Annotated in this window: 15 protein-coding genes; 6 read left to right on the top strand and 9 right to left on the bottom strand. The window is 71.3% G+C overall.

Translation table 11 applies throughout. The features are described 5' to 3' along the window. Positions 1–69: 69 nt before the first annotated feature. A complete protein-coding gene (locus NHL53_RS06075; RefSeq protein WP_433775956.1) occupies positions 70–927 on the top strand; it encodes a hypothetical protein in 858 nt (285 codons plus the stop codon). Positions 928–1,232: 305 nt separating this feature from the next. Here the strand turns inward: NHL53_RS06075 and NHL53_RS06080 are convergent, their stop codons facing one another. After that, positions 1,233–1,472, bottom strand: coding sequence for a hypothetical protein (locus NHL53_RS06080; RefSeq protein ID WP_433776043.1), 240 nt, complete (start codon positions 1,470–1,472; stop codon positions 1,233–1,235). Here NHL53_RS06080 and NHL53_RS06085 point away from each other — a divergent pair. After that, positions 1,399–2,211 carry a PoNe immunity protein domain-containing protein gene (locus tag NHL53_RS06085; RefSeq protein WP_433776040.1) on the top strand — a complete coding sequence of 271 codons (813 nt, stop codon included), beginning with the start codon at positions 1,399–1,401 and terminating at the stop codon, positions 2,209–2,211. The two genes, NHL53_RS06080 and NHL53_RS06085, sit on opposite strands and share 74 nt — an antisense overlap. Positions 2,212–2,417: 206 nt before the next feature. Here NHL53_RS06085 and NHL53_RS06090 read toward each other — a convergent pair whose 3' ends face one another. The 8 genes from NHL53_RS06090 to NHL53_RS06125 all read right to left on the bottom strand — a co-directional run bounded on the left by NHL53_RS06090 (position 2,418) and on the right by NHL53_RS06125 (position 10,899). Further along, entirely contained in the window at positions 2,418–3,212 is a 795-nt protein-coding gene (locus NHL53_RS06090; protein ID WP_433775957.1) for an endo alpha-1,4 polygalactosaminidase, read from the bottom strand. Between the two features lie 191 nt (positions 3,213–3,403). Further along, positions 3,404–3,745, bottom strand: a complete 342-nt coding sequence (gene mnhG / locus NHL53_RS06095) for a monovalent cation/H(+) antiporter subunit G (protein WP_433775958.1) — start codon at positions 3,743–3,745, stop codon at positions 3,404–3,406. Continuing rightward, positions 3,742–4,026 (bottom strand): monovalent cation/H+ antiporter complex subunit F, encoded by a 285-nt coding sequence (locus NHL53_RS06100; protein WP_433775959.1) that lies wholly within the window; start codon positions 4,024–4,026, stop codon positions 3,742–3,744. The genes mnhG and NHL53_RS06100 overlap by 4 nt, the downstream gene beginning before the upstream one ends. Then, positions 4,023–4,613, bottom strand: coding sequence for a Na+/H+ antiporter subunit E (locus tag NHL53_RS06105; protein WP_433775960.1), 591 nt, complete (start codon positions 4,611–4,613; stop codon positions 4,023–4,025). The genes NHL53_RS06100 and NHL53_RS06105 overlap by 4 nt, the downstream gene beginning before the upstream one ends. Continuing rightward, on the bottom strand, positions 4,610–6,166 hold the full coding sequence (locus tag NHL53_RS06110; protein ID WP_433775961.1) for a Na+/H+ antiporter subunit D: 1,557 nt from the start codon (positions 6,164–6,166) through the stop codon (positions 4,610–4,612). The genes NHL53_RS06105 and NHL53_RS06110 overlap by 4 nt, the downstream gene beginning before the upstream one ends. Beyond that, positions 6,163–6,654: a Na(+)/H(+) antiporter subunit C gene (locus NHL53_RS06115; protein WP_433775962.1), complete on the bottom strand. Its 492-nt coding sequence runs from the start codon at positions 6,652–6,654 to the stop codon at positions 6,163–6,165. Before NHL53_RS06115 ends, NHL53_RS06110 begins: the two co-directional genes overlap by 4 nt. Further along, positions 6,651–9,605, bottom strand: coding sequence for a Na+/H+ antiporter subunit A (locus tag NHL53_RS06120; RefSeq protein WP_433775963.1), 2,955 nt, complete (start codon positions 9,603–9,605; stop codon positions 6,651–6,653). Before NHL53_RS06120 ends, NHL53_RS06115 begins: the two co-directional genes overlap by 4 nt. Before the next feature lie 157 nt (positions 9,606–9,762). Further along, on the bottom strand, positions 9,763–10,899 hold the full coding sequence (locus NHL53_RS06125; protein WP_433775964.1) for an ROK family protein: 1,137 nt from the start codon (positions 10,897–10,899) through the stop codon (positions 9,763–9,765). 296 nt (positions 10,900–11,195) lie between these two features. Between NHL53_RS06125 and NHL53_RS06130 the strand changes: the two genes are divergently transcribed. Genes NHL53_RS06130 through NHL53_RS06145 form a run of 4 tightly spaced genes read left to right on the top strand, consistent with a single transcriptional unit; the run spans position 11,196 to position 15,689 of the window. After that, positions 11,196–12,473 (top strand): extracellular solute-binding protein, encoded by a 1,278-nt coding sequence (locus NHL53_RS06130; protein ID WP_433775965.1) that lies wholly within the window; start codon positions 11,196–11,198, stop codon positions 12,471–12,473. A gap of 58 nt (positions 12,474–12,531) precedes the next feature. Then, a complete protein-coding gene (locus NHL53_RS06135) occupies positions 12,532–13,146 on the top strand; it encodes a carbohydrate ABC transporter permease (protein WP_433775966.1) in 615 nt (204 codons plus the stop codon). After that, the gene (locus NHL53_RS06140) at positions 13,143–14,048 is read left to right on the top strand and encodes a carbohydrate ABC transporter permease (protein WP_433775967.1); all 906 of its coding nucleotides are present in this window, start codon (positions 13,143–13,145) and stop codon (positions 14,046–14,048) included. Before NHL53_RS06135 ends, NHL53_RS06140 begins: the two co-directional genes overlap by 4 nt. Positions 14,049–14,066: 18 nt before the next feature. Further along, complete coding sequence (locus NHL53_RS06145; RefSeq protein ID WP_433775968.1) at positions 14,067–15,689, top strand: beta-N-acetylhexosaminidase; 1,623 nt, start codon at positions 14,067–14,069, stop codon at positions 15,687–15,689. Positions 15,690–15,730: the final 41 nt, after the last annotated feature.

The following is a 15,730-nucleotide window of genomic DNA, read 5'->3' on the forward strand; positions in this document are numbered from 1 at the left end:
GGCCGCGTCTCCCCGCGGGCCGCTCGAGTACCATGCCAACCGACAGCCCGCCGTGAGGAGCAGCAGTTCGTGGCAGACGACCAGAGCCGCGCGGCGGAAGAGATCGGCACGAACCGGCTGATGCGCCTGTGCGAGATGCTCGACGACGCCCCCGAGGTCGCGGAGGCCGTCGCACTCGCCGCCTCGCACCCGCAGCGGTACGTCGAGCGCCACGAGTTCGAGCTGCTGCAGCGCGGCATCGAGGAGCCCGCCGACGTCGATCCGTGGACCGACGCGCGGTGCGGCAAGCTGATCGGCAACACGCTCGCCCTAGTCGCGATCCTGCTGATCGCCGCCGCCGAGATCATCGCGGCCGCCGCACTCGCCGTGACCGACAGCGGACGGTGGGGCACGTACGTGCCGCTCGCGATCGCGCTGGCGATGACGATCCCGGCGTTCCTCACCGTGCGGCGGTTCCGCCTCGGCCTGACCGCCGCACGGGACGCGGGCCGGGAGTACATCGCGATCACTCGCGACGGGCTGCGCCTCGCCGGCACCCCCGTGCTCTGGTCAGACGTCTGCGGCGGGCTCATCACCGACGAACGCGGCGACACCGAGACGCACGGCACGCCACGCGCGGCACTGATGCGGGGGATCGGGTACTCGCGCGTCGAGGTGCATCTGGGTTTCCGAAAGGGGCTCGCGAAGCAGCTGCGCTCCCGAGCGACGCCGCCGGCCCGCCGCCTGTACATCGCGGATGTGATCAGCGGCCTGCGCATCCCGCTGGAGTGGGCGGTGCCTCCCGAGCAGATCGCGCCGGTGCTGCACGGCATCCGGGTCAGCGCCGCGCTCGCAGGCGTGCGGGTGGTCCGCTCGACCGATCCCGAGGTCATCCACGCGACCGTGATGCGCATCCTGGGCGGCGAGCAGCCGAAGAGCACTCTGTGAGCGAGAAGAGGCGCCATGACAGGTCGAGATCCCGGTGTCGTCACCGTGGGAGACGGCACGACGGTGCTGAACGGGGGCGCGTACGCACTGGTCGACGGAGTGATCTACCAGCTCGGCGGCCCCTCGACAACGAGCAGACGGACCCGGGTTCTCCACGCGGTGGATCCCTGGGCCAGTCCGCTCCGTCTCGAGGTGCCGATCGAGATGTCCCTCAGGCGCATCAGTCCGTCGGCGACCTATCGCGGAGCGCGGATGCAGGATCTCTCGTTCGGCGACGACGGGATGGTCTCCTTCTCCGTCTGGCCCTACCCTGCCGGGTGGCCGGACGGGATCGAGCTCCAGCGGTACGGCATGCCGGACGGGCCGGTGACGGCTTCTGGACCGGACGGATCGCGTTCTCGGAGCTCGAGGACCTCGACGACGACATCCCCGGCGAGTGGCGCGCTCACCTGCCGACAGGCAGGGTCGACGATGCCGCCGCGGCGACCGGTGCTCTGCGGGATCCGCGTGCGGACGAGGCGTACTTCGGCCGCCAGCTCGATCATCTGGCGCTGTTCATCGACGGCGACGGAGGGCGTCTGGCGAAGCCGGACGAGGCGTGGAGGATCGGCATCGAGTATCGGGGCAGCGCAGCGGGCGATCGCGCCCCGTTGGGACCGCTTCGCGGCGCTGTACTCGGCGGGAGCGGACGCCAATACGCTGCGCGTGGAGTTCCTCGGGCCGCTGTCGGCCGCGGAGCGCGCGGTGGCGTTCGCGAAGCGGGACATCCCGGACGACAGGCGGGCGACGATGTTCGCGATCGGGCAGAGCGGCCGGGATCGCTTCCTCGACAAGGACCATTACCGCGGGTGGCTGTGGCTCGTCTCGCTGGCGATCGTCTTCGAGGTCGACGAGGGCACCTTCGATCGGGTGGTCGACGCCGCGGAGTTCGGCTGGGGGGGATCGGCTGCTGGGCCGTCTGATCGCCGTCCGGATCATCCGGTGGGCGACGATCTGATGCTCCCGCGGGTGGTGGGCGCGCTGGACAGGGCGTTCGAGGCGAAGAGCCGGGAGTCGGCGGAGGAGGCCGTGGCCCAGTACCTCGCGAAGTGGTATCCGGCGTGGAAGGGCGTGTCCAGATGGGGCGGGCACGCTCTCGTCCCGAAGAAGAAGGTGTACGTCGGGTACTGGGCCTTCGAGGCGGTGGCCGTGACGGCCGCGCTCGGTCTGGACGACTCGGTCTTCCGCGCGGACGAGCACTATCCTCAGGACCTCGCGAGCCCCGCGGCGGCCTCCGGCTCCTGATCGCCGCGGTGACGACGCGGCGTTCTCCCGCATCGCCCCGCCGGGCGCGGCACCCGAGGCCTCGTCGCGCGGGCCGAGACCGAGGGCCTGCCCGTCTCGACGATGGCGAGCCTGCTCGTCACCCGAGGGCTGCGCGAGACGCCCCTCGAGGAGATGCTCCGCGCCACGATCCGGCCCGAGTTCCTCCGCGACGCGTCCTGAGCACCTCAGCACGCCTCGCGCAGGTGACCCGGGGATCCGACCGGCACGAGGTCGCGATCGCGGAGGATCGCGAGGGGCGCACGTCCGGGCGCCTCGCACGCGTCGGCGAAGGTCATCCCGGCCTCGTCGAGCGCTTCGGGGTACTCGATCTGCAGCACGCGGTCGCCGTACGCATCGGCGTACGCGCCGCACTCGCCCCACGCGGCGCACTCCTCCGTGACGGCGAAGTCGAACCCCAGCTCGTCGCGGGCGACCTCGGCGATCTCCGCGGCGTTCTTCTGGGCGACGGCGAGCCCCGCCTCGTGGGCGACGTCGACGTACGCGCGCGCCAGCTCGCGCGCGCCCTCCTCGTCGATCGCGTCGAACCGGGTCCACGTGTCGAGGTTGTCGATCTCGACCGCGTCGAAGCCGCCTGAGGCGCACCCCTCGATGATGGGCGCGAGGATCTCCAGGATCGCCCGCCGCTGCTCCGCGGTCGACGGGTCGAGCACCCGCTCGTCCGGCCAATCGGGATCCACGACGACGGATCCGTCCGCGTCGCGCAGGAGGACCTCCTCCGGCCACGCGTCGTCGCCCGGCTGCGTCTGAAAGCCGTTCACGTAGCAGACGCTGTACGCGTCCGCGAGCGGATCCGCCGCCGCATCGCGCACGACGACGTCGATCGGCTCGCCGCCGACCTCGTCGTACGCCCCGCCGAGCTGATAGTCGAAGACCCCCTCGGCGGGCGGGAGCACGGGCTCCGCCGCCCCGCTCGCGCACCCCGAGAGCAGGAGCACGAGCCCCGCCCCGAGACCGAGCACCCCGGCCGCTCCCCCGCGCCGCCCGCTCGATCCCCGCGCGCCGCCCGCTCGGCCCGCTCGGCCCGCTCGATCCACCTCACCCGCACCACCCGCTCGCGAGTGGCGCAGAAACTCGCGAGCGGCGCAGGAATCCGACCTCATATCAGCGCCGTTCGCGAAGATCTGCGCCACTCGCGAGCCCGAAGACGCCGTCAGCGGCCCTCGGGGTCGTCGGCGAGCTCGTCGACGATGAGGTTCTCGCGGTCGATCGTGCCGTTGCGGTAGGCCTGCCGCCCCACCATGTGGGCCGAGAGCGGGGCCGTGGCCATCTGGATCACGACGATCGGGATGATGAACGCGACGACGGGCCAGCTCTGCAGCGCGAGCGCCACGCCGATCAGGATGAGGATCAGGCCGAGCACCTGCGGCTTCGTCGCGGCATGCAGACGCGACGGCACGTCGCGGAAGCGCAGCAGGCCGATCGCCGCCGTCAGGCACAGCGCGGCGCCGATGAGCACGAGCACCAGGGCGGCGATCTCGAAGGCGTCGGTCATCGTTCGTCCCTCCTCTGGTCGCGGCGCGCGACGAAGCGCGCGACGGCGACGGTGCCGAGGATGCCCGTCGCCGCGATCATGAGCATCACGGGCAGCGTGTCGGTGCGCTGGTTGATGACCGCCTCCGCGCCCATCACGCAGAGCACCTCGGTGAGCAGCACGTCGCTCGCGACGGCGCGGTCGAGGATCGACGGACCCTTCACCATCCGGATCAGCGTCAGCACCGCCGCGACGGCGAACAGCGCGACGATGATCGCGATCAGCACGTTCTGGACGGTCATGCCGCGCCTCCCACCGACTCGGCTCGACGCTCGGCGACGGTCACGCCGCGACGCACATCCTCGACGGACTGCCGCGACCCCAGAGCGAGCGCGATGCGCTTCTCCCACCGCCACGCCGACCGGCGCACCCTCTCGACGTCGTCCATCGTCCGGGTGCGGATCGCGTGCAGGTACAGGATACGGTTCTCGCGATCGGCTTCGACCACCGTGGATCCCGGCACGAGCGACATCGTCACGGCGACGTGCGTCATGAGGAGGTCGTCGTCGACCTTCAGCGGCACCCTGATGACGGCGGCGTACGGCGGGTTCGGCGTGAGCGCCTCCCAGGCCACCTCGAGGGCTCCGCGCACGAGGTCGAGGAGGAACGCCACGACGAAGATCAGGAGACGCCACGGGTTCACCCGCCCCGACAGTTCGGCGCTCGGCAGGCGGAAGGCGGCCGTGACGAAGGCCGCGACCGCGACGCCCGTGATGGCGGCGAGCCAGGTGAACTGGCCCCACAGCAGCATCCAGAGGATGACGAGCCAGATCGAGAACGGCAGCTGCACCCAGAAGCGGCGCAGGGCGCTGCGCTTGGCGGCGATCATGATCCCTGCTCCACCCCCTCCAGCTGCACGAGCGAGATCGGCTCGAGCAGCGACTGGCCGACGCGCTCGCACACGTCGTAGATCGGCCCCGCGAACACCGTGAGCGCGACGGTCACGACCACCATGCCGATCGTCGTGCCCGTCATGATCTTCGGCGTCTCGAGCTTCTTCGTCTGCACGTCGGCGGCGGGAGCGCGCGTGAGGTACTGCACGCGCTCCTCCGTGAGGGCCGAGTCCTCTTTCTCGCGCCAGAAGGCGAGGTTCCATGCCCGCATGAGCGCGTAGAGCGTGAGCAGCGACGTGATGACGCCGGCGCCGATCGCCGTCCACATGAGCGGGGTGCCGATCTCGGCCGCCGCGTCGAACAGCGCGACCTTGCCGATGAACCCGGAGAACGGGGGCAAGCCGCCGAGGTTGAGCGCGGGGATGAAGTACAGCGCCGCGATGAGCGGAGCCGCCGCGACGAGGCCCTTCACCTTCAGGATCGACGTGGATCCCGCGTGCCGCTCGATGAGGCCCACGGCGAGGAACAGCGTCGTCTGCACGACGATGTGGTGGACCATGTAGAACACGGTCGCGCCGATCGCCGCCTCCGTCGCCATCGCGAGCCCGAACACCATGTACCCGACGTGGCTCACGAGGGTGAACGACAGGATGCGCTTCAGCTCGGCGTGCGCGACGGCGCCCAGGATGCCGACGACCATCGTCGCGATCGCGACGACCACGAGCACCCCGTTGATGCTCGAATCGTGGAACATCTGCGTCTCGGTGCGGATCATCGCGTAGACGCCGACCTTCGTCAGCAGGCCCGCGAAGACCGCCGTGACCGAGGCGGGGGCCGTCGGGTACGAGTCGGGCAGCCAGAACGACAGCGGGAACACCGCTGCCTTGATCGCGAACCCGAGGATCAGCATGATGTGCAGCACCATCTGCACGTGATCCGGCAGCTCGACCATGCGCTCGGCGATCTGCGCCATGTTCACGGTGCCGAGCGACGCGTAGATGAGGGCGATCGCCGAGAGGAACACGATGCTCGACACGAGCGACACCACGATGTAGACGGTGCCCGTGCGGATGCGCGACTCCGTGGATCCCAGGGTGATGAGCACGTACGACGCGACGAGCAGGATCTCGAAGCCGACGTAGAGGTTGAACAGGTCGCCCGCGATGAACGCGTTGAAGATGCCGGCGCCCAGGATCAGGTAGGTCGGGTGGAAGATCGAGACGGGCGCGTCGTCGTCGCGGTCGGTGGCTCCCTGGCCGATGGCGAAGAGGAGCACCGCGAGCAGCACGATGCTGGACACCGCGATGAGGAGCGCCGCGAAGCGGTCGACGTAGAGCACGATGCCGAGCGGCACGGGCCATCCGGCCACCGACACCGCCAGCGGCTCTCCGCGGTCCACCGCGACGAGCATGACGATCGCGAGCACGAACACCGCGGACAGCGTGACGACCGACACGGCGGCCTGCAGGCGGGCTCGGCGCCCGACCAGCAGCGCGAAGCCGGCTCCCAGGAGCGGAAGGGTCACGAACAGCGGAACGAGATTGCTCACCGATCCCCTCCTCTCTCGTCGGACTGCTGCGGGGTGACCGCCGTGAGCGGCGCCGCCTCGGTGCCGCTGAAGTCGGTCGTCTCCTCGTCTTCCTCCTCGGCGTCCTCCTCCTCGTCGTCGAGCACGCCCTCCGTCTCGCCGGCGCGCTCGTGCAGCGAGAGATCCTCTTCGTCGTCCTCGACCGTGTCGGCCTGGCCGAGCTGCCAGGAGCGGTAGATGAGCGCGAGCAGGAAGGCGCTGACCGCGAAGGTGATGACGATCGCGGTGAGCATGAGCGCCTGCGGCAGCGGATCGGACTGGTGCCCCTCGTTGCCGTGGAACGGCGAGACGCCGGGGAAGCCCATCGCGATGAGCAGGAGGAGGTTGGTGGCGTTGCCGAGCAGCAGGAACCCGATGAGCACGCGCGTGAGGCTGCGCTCCAGCATCGCGAAGACGCCGAGCGCGTAGAGCGCCCCCATGACGACGACGAGGGTGATCGAGACGGTCACGAGACGCCTCCCTTCGCCGGGGAGGCCACGAACGGGCGGCCGTCCTCCTCCTTGAGCTGGCGGTCGACCTCCGCGCCCAGCGAGCGCAGCACGTCGAGCACCAGGCCGATGACCACGAGGTACACGCCGATGTCGAAGAACGTCGACGAGACGAACTCGATGTGGCCGACGAGCGGGAGGTCGGCCTCCCAGATCGCCCGGGTGAGCGGCTCGGAGCCGAACAGCATCGGAGCGATCGCGGTCGTCACGGCGATGATGATGCCGAAGCCCAGCATGTGCCCGGCGTCGGTGGGCGCCGCGACGCCCAGCTCGTACCGCCCGCCCGCGACGTAGCGCATGACGAGGGCGAGACCGGCGACGAGCCCGCCCGCGAACCCGCCGCCCGGCAGGTTGTGCCCGGCGAACAGCAGGTAGATCGAGATGACGATGATCGTGTGGAACAGCACGCGCACGATCACCTCGAGGATGATCGACCGCGACTCGGGCGCCTGCGCCTGACCGCCGATGAGCCACGCCCGCGGGGCGCCCGCGTTGTCGGCGCTGCTGACGCGCGGGCCGTGCGTCGTCTCGACGATCGGACGGTGCCGGATCGCGCGTCGCGCGCCGGCGGGGATCTTCTCGCGCACCTTCGAGCGGATCTCGCTGAGGCGGTCTCCGCGCGCTGTGACGAACACGAGCGAGGCGACGCCGGTGGCGGCGAGCACGAGCACGCTGAGCTCGCCCATCGTGTCCCAGCCGCGCAGGTCGACGAGCGCCACGTTGACGACGTTCTTGCCGTGGCCGATCTGGTAGGCCAGCTCGGTCCACGGCTCCGAGACGGGGTCGTGGATGCGGGCGCCAGCCGCGACGACCACGAGGACCGCCATCATCGCGCCGACCGCGATGCCGAGGATCGCGCGCAGCACGGGGCTCGAGCTGCCGTTGTGGCTGCCGAGGCGCGCGGGGATGCGCCGCAGCACGAGCGAGAAGGTGATGAGGGTCACGGTCTCGACGAGCACCTGGGTGACGGCGAGGTCGGGGGCGCCGAAGAGCGAGAACAGCGTGATCATGCCGAGGCCGGTCACGGAGACGAGCACCACGCCCGTGAACCGCTTCTTCGCGCGGACCGCGATGATGCCCGCGACGATCATGAGGCCCGCCGCGATCGGCTCGATGGGGGTGTGCCAGGCCGCGAGATCGACCTTCCACTCCGTGCTCGACAGGAGAGCGACGCCCTCGGCGGCGAGCAGCACGAGGAACACGGTGCTCACGTAGATCGGCAGGGATCCGCGCTGGGTCTTGCTCGTGACGACGACCGCGAGGCGGTCGACCGAGCGGGTGATCGCGTAGTAGACGTCGTTCGCGTACACGTGCAGCACGCGCCCCTTGCGGCCCCAGCGTCCCGACCGGTTCGCGAGGAACAGGAGCACGCCCGCGACGATCGACAGGGCCGAGAACCCGAGCGCCGGCTCGAGGCCGTGCCAGAGCGCGAGGTGGTAGCCGTGCTCGCCCGGCGCGGTGTTCGCGTAGGGGGCGATGAGGTCGTCGATCATCGGCGCGACGATGCCGCCGGCGAGCGAGAGCGCCGCGAGGATGAGCGGGCTCGCGAGGAAGCCGAGGGGCGGATCCGGCCATTCGGTGACGGGACGCGCCTCGCCTGCGGTGTCGCGCTTCGTCGCGAACGCGCCCCAGAGGAAGCGCAGGCCGTAGGCGACGGTGAGCGCGGATCCGAGGATCACGCCGACGAGGGCGACCCAGCCCCACGGGCTGCCCGCGAGCGCCGCCTCGAGCAGCGAGGTGAGCGCGGCCTCCTTCGCGACGAAGCCGAGCATCGGCGGCAGGCCCGCCATCGAGGCGACGGCGACGATCGAGATGCCCGCGAGCGTCGGCGCCTGGCGGCCGAGGCCGCTGAGCTCGCCGATGTCGCGCGTCGAGAGCTGGCGGTCGATGATGCCGACGACGAGGAAGAGCGTGGCCTTGAACAGCGCGTGGCCGATGACGAGGGCGAGCCCCGCGAGCGCCGTGTCGCGCGTGCCGAAGCCGATGACGACCGAGATGAAGCCGAGCTGGCTGACCGTGCCGTAGGCGAGGATGCGCTTGAGGTCGCACTCGCGCAGCGACTGCAGGCCGCCGAGCAGCATCGTGACGATGCCGAGGACGACGAGCGTCGGCCGCCAGACGACGCCCTCGCCGAAGGTCGGCGCGAACAGGCCGAGCAGGTAGATGCCCGCCTTCACCATCGCCGCGGCGTGCAGGTAGGCGCTGACCGGCGTGGGCGCGGCCATCGCGCCCGGGAGCCAGTAGTGGAACGGGAAGATCGCCGACTTGCTGAGCGCGCCGACGAGCAGCAGGGCGAGCGCGACCTCGATGACCGTGCCCGACGGCGGATCGGCGAGGATCTCCTGGATGCTGTTGGTGCCCGCCTGCACGACCATCATGACCGCGCCGACGAACATCACGAGGCCGCCGAGGGTCGTCGTCAGCAGCGCCTGCAGGGCCGCACGGCGGCTGGCCGCGCGCTGGTAGTAGTGGCCGATCAGCAGGTACGACAGGATGCTCGTGATCTCCCAGAACATCACGAGGACGATGAGGTCGTCGGTGAGCACGAGGCCGTACATCGCGCCCGAGAAGGCGAGCAGCACGGCGGCGAACCGGCCGACTCCCTCGTGCTTGCCGCGGAAGTAGTCGCGGCAGTAGAGCAGCACGAGCGCGCCGACGCCCGTGACGATGAGCGTCATCACCCAGTTCAGGGTGCTCATGCGCATCGAGAGATCGATGCCGAGCGGGCGGATCCACTCGTATACCTCGGTCGGAATCCTTCCGGCGAGCACGTCGCCTGCGGAGAGGATCGCGTGCACGAGACCCGCGAGCGGGAAGAGCGCCGCGACGTAGAAGACGCGGGGCCCCATCAGCTTCGTCAGGGGAACGAGAAGCAGCGATCCGACCGCGAAGGCAGCGAGGATCGCGAGCATGGGCGTCTCCTCGGCGTCGGGCACCGTTCACACGGGCGCGGCGGGCGTCTGTCCTGTCCATTCTACGGGTACAGGATGTTCCGGCGGCGCGGGATCTGTCAGGAGATGCGGATCCGGGCATGCCCTTCGCGGCCGTCGCCGCTCCTCAGGCGCGCGCTCAGAACGAGGCGAGGGCCCGCTGGCGCACGATGCCGGCGACTCCCGCGATGACGACGTCGTCGCCTCGCGATCCCGGCCGCACGACGCATCGGCGCCCCGAGACGAGCGCGCGCCTGGTCGTGATCGCCTCCTGCGCCACGGCGGCGACGGCCGCGAGGTCGAGCACCGCCGGGCCCTGCACGATGACCTCGGGCACGTCGAGCATCGCCACCGCCGAGAGGAGCCCCTCGCCGAGCATCTCGCCGATCCGGCGGTGCGCCTCCGCCAGCTCCGCCCGGGTCTCCGCCCCCTGCTCCCCGTCCCGCAGCTCCCGCACGCGGGCGACGAGCTCCTGCACCGCGCGCTCGACCGTCGTCTCGTCGTCCGCGCCCGGGCGGAGCAGGATGTGGCCGATCTCGCCCCCGGCGTGATTGGCGCCCCGCACGAGGCGGCCCCCGATGACGGCCGCGCCGCCGACGCCCGTGCCGATTCGCACGAGGAGCGTGTCTGAGGGACGCGCGGAGCCGAGCTCTGCGGTGATCGCCGCGTTGACGTCGTTCTCGACGACCGCAGGCACCCCGAAGCGCTCGGTCAGCAGCTCGGCGAGCGCGAGGCGGCGCCAGCCGAGGTTGGTCGACTCGACGACGACCCCGTCGTCGTCGACGATGCCGGGGGATCCGACCCCGATGCCGCCGAGCGGGCTCTCCGAGGCGGCCGCGAGCCGCGCGACGAGATCGACCACGGCGGCGAGCGCCGCCTCGCCCCGCAGGTCGCCCTCGACGGCCGCCTCGTGCAGCGCGGCGCCGTCGAGGGCGACGAGGCGGCCGGCGAAGCGGCGCGGCTGGCTGAGGTCGACGGCGACGACCGCGAACGCGTCCGGGTTCACCCGGAGCAGCGTCGCCGGCTTGCCCGGCCGCCCCGTGGTCTCCCGCGCGCCGGCCTCCGCGATCGCCCCGTCGGCGACGAGCCCGCTGACGAGCTCCGACACGGTGATGCGCGAGAGCCCGGTGATGCGCGAGATGTCGGCGCGGCTGACCGGAGCGGCCCGCAGCACCGTGCGCAGCACGAGGGCGCGGTTGTGGGCCCTCGCGTCGGTCGGCAGGAGCTTCGCCTCCGGGCTCGGCGCAGAGCTCCTCCCCGTCGTGTCCCAGTCCATCGTCGCTCCCGCTCCTCGTTCGTCGGCCGCCGCGGCGCTGGCGGCCGTTCCATGATCCCCCTGTCGTCCTCATCGACGAACGGGAGGGCGCGCGGATTCGTATCGATCCCCTGCAGAACACATCGACACGCGACAGAAACATTCCGACCAATCGGGCGTAACCACCGCGCTCTTGAACCAGATTAGTTTGTATGGCACCTTTACAGAATCCCCGGCGCCGGGAGACCCACCTCACCCGTCGCGAGCGGTTCAATGTCGAATCCGCGCCGTCCCGGCGCATCACGAGAGGGACCACGATGACCACCACGAGACGCATCGCGATGGGAACGCTGCTCGTCGGCGCGCTCGCGCTGACGGGATGCAGCGGATCCGACGGATCCGGAGGCGGCGGGGAGTCGAGCCCCGACCTCACGGTCTGGTTCATGCGCGGCGACGTGCCCGACTCCGCGCAGGAGTGGCTCGTCGACGCCTGGGCCGAGAAGCACGACGGCGCCGAGCTCACGATCGAGATCCAGGACTGGGACGGCATCGTCACGAAGCTGCAGACGACCCTCGCGAGCGCCTCGCAGACGCCCGACCTCGTCGAGTTCGGCAACACGCAGGTGCGCACCTTCACCGAGGTGGGCGCGCTCTCCGACATCACCGACCTGACCGACGCGATCGGCGGAGACGACCTGATCCCGGCCCTCGTCGAGGCGGGCACGGCCGACGAGAAGCTGTACGCCGCGCCCTTCTTCGCCGGCACCCGCGTCATCTACTACCGCGAGTCGATGCTCGAGGCCGCCGGGGTCGACGTGCCCGAGACGCTCGAGGAGCTCGGCGACGCCGCCATCGCACTCAAGGAGGCGAACGTCGGCGACGTGCCCGACTTCGACGGCATCTTCCTCGGCGCGAAGGACTTCGGCTCCGGCCTCGGCTGGATCTTCACCTCCGGATCCTCGATCGCCGAGCAGGACGGCGACCAGTGGGTCGGCACGCTCTCGGAGCCCGAGGGCATCGCGGCGCTCGAGGAGCTGCAGCGCGTCTACCTCGAGGGCATGTCGACGGCCGCCACCGCCTCTGTGGACGAGACCCGCCAGCCCACCGTGAACGACAACGAGGGCCGCACCGCGATGTTCTCCGCGCTGCCGAGCCACTTCGCGAGCATCGACCCCGAGCTGCAGGACGACACGGGCGCCTTCGCCCTGCCCGGCCTCTCGGCGGGCGAGACCGGGCACGTGCTCGCCGGCGGATCCAACATCGGCATCCCGGCGCTCTCGCCCAACCAGGACCACGCGCGCGAGCTGCTGCACCTCATGTTCGAGCCCGAGTTCCAGGAGTCGTTCTCGACCGAGGGCGGCTGGGTTCCCGGCAACACCGCCTTCTCGGTGCCCGACGAGGCCAACCCGGCCGCGCTCGCCCAGGAGGACGCCGTGCAGGCCGCGGTGATGCCTCCGCCCACCCCCGGCTGGGGCATCGTCGAGAGCGACGACGTCGTGCGCGACCTGCTCACCGAGCTCGCCCAGGGCGAGGACCCCGCCGAGATCGCCCGGAAGTACGACGAGATCATCGCGTCGCACCTCAACGGAGACTGACGCGCCGTCGCGGCGCCGGCCCGCCCGGCGCCGCGACCCGTCAGCGGAGAGCCGCCTCATGACGAAGGTCCCCTCGCCCGTGCGGGTGTTCCTGCAGGTCGCGATGCTCCTCGCGTGGGCGATGCCGCACCTGTCGTCCCTGACCGTGTGGCAGTGGCTGTTCGACACCCGCAACGGCGTCGTGAACACCGTGCTCGTGGCGCTCGGCTTCGAGGGGTTCCGCAACCACGCCTGGCTCATGGATCCCGTCTCCTTCTTCGTCATCGCAGGGGCCGTCGTGACGTGGGGATCCGTTCCGCTCGTCATGTTCATGGTCTACGCGTCGCTGACGCAGCTCGACGACGCGGTCATCGAGGCCGCGCAGATCGACGGGGCCGGCCCCCTGCGGCGGTTCTTCTCGGTGACGATGCCGATGATCGCGCCCGTGCTGTTCCTCGTCGGCATGCTGCAGATCATCTGGGACCTGCGGGTGTTCACGCAGATCTCGGTGCTGCAGAACGCCGGCGGCGTGACCCGCGAGACCAACGTGCTGGGCACGTACATCTACCAGATCGGCCTCGGGCAGGGCGACTACGGGCAGGGGTCCGCCGTCGCGATGCTCATGCTGATCCTCACCCTGCTCGTCACGGCCGGCTACGTGCGCCAGCTGCTCAAGAATGCGAACCAGGCATGACCGCTCCCCAGGCTTCCCGCACCACGACGATGGCGGTCGTCACGCGCCGTCCCGGCGTCCGCCCCGCGACGAGGCGCCGCCGCGGCCCCCGCCCCCTCCTGTCGATCATCACGGTGCTGTTCGGCGCCCTGTGGATCTTCCCGATCTCCTGGATGATCAACTCGTCGCTGCAGACCGACGAGGAGCTCTACGGCTCCGGGCTGCTGTTCTTCCCCGTCTCGTTCGAGACGAGCAGCTACCTGACGGTGCTGCAGGACGGATCCTTCTGGAGCGCGATGGGGATGTCGGCGACGGTCACGGCCCTCGCCGTGGGGGTCTCGGTGCTCAGCGCGATCGTCGCGGCCGCCGCCGTCAGCCGCTTCCGGTTCCGCAGCAAGGGCGCCGTGATCGTGACGATCCTCGTGATCCAGATGATCCCCGCCGAGGCGATGTTCCTCTCGCAGTACCGGATGATGGACAGCTGGAGCCTCATCAACAGCGCCCTGGGCCTCGCCCTGCTCTACGCCGGCCACAGCATCCCCATCACGATCTGGATGCTCAAGGGCTTCATCGACGGCATCCCCTACGACCTCGAGGAGGCCGGCCAGGTCGACGGCCTGTCGCGGTTCGGCGCCTTCACCCGCGTCACCCTGCCGCTGCTCCTGCCCGGCCTCGTCGCCTCGGGGATCTTCGCCTTCCTGTCGGCGTGGAACGAGTACACGCTCGCGCTCGTCATCATGAAGGACAACGCCGCCGCGACGCTGCCCCTCTGGCTGCAGCGGTTCAACGTGAGCTACGAGGCGACCGACTGGGGAGGCATCATGGCGGGATCGGCGCTCATCGCGATCTCCGTCATCATCGTGTTCCTCATCGTGCAGGGCCGCATGGCGACGGGTCTCGTCGGCGGCGCCGTCAAGGGCTGACCCGGAAAGCGAGACCGCATGATCCCCTCCCCCGCCTCCCTGACGCCGGGCGACGGCGCGCTGCGCCTCGACGAGCGGACGACCATCGGCGGCGACGGCGCCGCGGCTCCCGTCGCCCGGTGGCTCGCCGAGCGGCTGCGCGAGCCCACCGGCCTGCCGCTCGCGGAGAGCGCGGATCCCGTGATCCGCCTGAGCGCGGATCCGTCGCTCGGCGCCGAGCGGTACCGGCTGTCGGTGACGCCGGACGGGGCGCGGATCATCGGGGGCGACGCCGACGGGGTGCGGCGCGGCGCGCAGACCCTCCGGCAGCTGCTGCCGCCCGCGGCGTTCCGCGAGGCGCCGGTGGGAGAGCGGGACTGGGAGGTGCCCGCCGTCGAGATCGACGACCGCCCGCGGCACGCGTGGCGGGGCGTCATGCTCGACGTGGCCAGGCACTTCCTGCCGCCGCGCGAGGTGAGGCGGTTCCTCGACCTCCTCGCGATGCACAAGATCAACGTGCTGCACCTGCACCTCACCGACGATCAGGGGTGGCGCATCGAGATCGAGCGCTTCCCGCTGCTGACCGAGGTGGGCGGCTGGCGCCCCCGGTCGCAGGTGGGGCACCGCACGGCCGGCGTCTTCGACCGGCGGCCGCACGGCGGCTTCTACACGCGCGACGACCTGCGCGAGATCGTCGCGCACGCCGAGCGCCTCGGCATCCTCGTCGTGCCCGAGATCGAGATGCCCGGCCACGTGGGAGCGGCCATCGCCGCCTACCCCGAGCTGGGCCTCGCGGGCGCGGCGCCCGCCGAGGTGCCCGGAGGATGGGGCATCGGCAGCCACGTGCTGAACCTGCGCGAGGAGACCGTCGACTTCTTCCGGCAGGTGCTCGACGAGGTCGTGGAGATCTTCCCCTCGCCCGTCATCGGGATCGGCGCCGACGAGTGCCCCGTGGAGCCATGGGAGGCCGACGCCGAGACGCGCGAGAGGCAGTCCGAGCTCGGGCTCGCCTCGGCGAGCGGGCTGCAGCCGTGGTTCGTCGCGCGGATCGAGGAGCACCTCGCCGCGCGGGGGCGCCGCGCGATCGGCTGGGAGGAGATCCTCGACGGGCCGCCGTCGCGCCCCGACACGGCCGTGCTCGCCTGGCGCGGCGACCACGCCGTGGCCCGCGCGGCCGAGGCCGGCGTCGACGTCGTCGCCTGCCCCGACATGTCGGCGTACCTCGACTACCGCCAGTCCGACGGCCCCGACGAGCCGATCCCGATCGGCACCGTCGTCGACGTCGACACGGTGGTCGCCTTCGATCCCGTGCCCCCGGGGCTCGCGGACGACGCCCGCGCCCACGTGCTCGGCGGCCAGGCGAACCTGTGGACCGAGAACATCGACCACCCGCGCGCGGTCGACTTCGCGGCGTTCCCGCGGGTCGCGGCGCTCGCGGAGGCCCTCTGGTCGGGCCCGGCGTCGCCCGACGCGTTCGCCCCGCGGCTCGCCGGGCACCTCGAGCGGCTGACCGCCGCGGGGGTGGAGTTCCGGCCCCCGGCCGGCCCTGCGCCCTGGCAGCGCCGCCCCGACGCGACGGGGCACCCGATCTCGCGAGCCGAGCGCGAGGCCGAGCTGCGCCGGGTGCGCGAGGCCGGTCGCACGACCGCGACGATGGGATGAGGGCGGGCGCAGCCGGTCCCCTCCCCGCCCGCCTCGGTTAG

Source organism: Microbacterium sp. gxy059 (assembly GCF_050958665.1).
In the GTDB taxonomy this organism is placed as follows: domain Bacteria; phylum Actinomycetota; class Actinomycetes; order Actinomycetales; family Microbacteriaceae; genus Microbacterium.

Bases quoted from the DNA above. Each gene is read 5' to 3' on its own strand.
- NHL53_RS06085 (WP_433776040.1), top strand. From the start codon at position 1,399: ATGCCGCCGCGGCGACCGGTGCTCTGCGGGATCCGCGTGCGGACGAGG.
- NHL53_RS06080 (WP_433776043.1), bottom strand. From the start codon at position 1,472: ATGATCGAGCTGGCGGCCGAAGTACGCCTCGTCCGCACGCGGATCCCG.
- mnhG (WP_433775958.1), bottom strand. From the start codon at position 3,745: ATGACCGACGCCTTCGAGATCGCCGCCCTGGTGCTCGTGCTCATCGGC.
- NHL53_RS06100 (WP_433775959.1), bottom strand. From the start codon at position 4,026: ATGACCGTCCAGAACGTGCTGATCGCGATCATCGTCGCGCTGTTCGCC.
- NHL53_RS06105 (WP_433775960.1), bottom strand. From the start codon at position 4,613: ATGATCGCCGCCAAGCGCAGCGCCCTGCGCCGCTTCTGGGTGCAGCTG.
- NHL53_RS06120 (WP_433775963.1), bottom strand. From the start codon at position 9,605: ATGCTCGCGATCCTCGCTGCCTTCGCGGTCGGATCGCTGCTTCTCGTT.
- NHL53_RS06125 (WP_433775964.1), bottom strand. From the start codon at position 10,899: ATGGACTGGGACACGACGGGGAGGAGCTCTGCGCCGAGCCCGGAGGCG.
- NHL53_RS06130 (WP_433775965.1), top strand. From the start codon at position 11,196: ATGACCACCACGAGACGCATCGCGATGGGAACGCTGCTCGTCGGCGCG.
- NHL53_RS06135 (WP_433775966.1), top strand. From the start codon at position 12,532: ATGACGAAGGTCCCCTCGCCCGTGCGGGTGTTCCTGCAGGTCGCGATG.
- NHL53_RS06140 (WP_433775967.1), top strand. From the start codon at position 13,143: ATGACCGCTCCCCAGGCTTCCCGCACCACGACGATGGCGGTCGTCACG.
- NHL53_RS06145 (WP_433775968.1), top strand. From the start codon at position 14,067: ATGATCCCCTCCCCCGCCTCCCTGACGCCGGGCGACGGCGCGCTGCGC.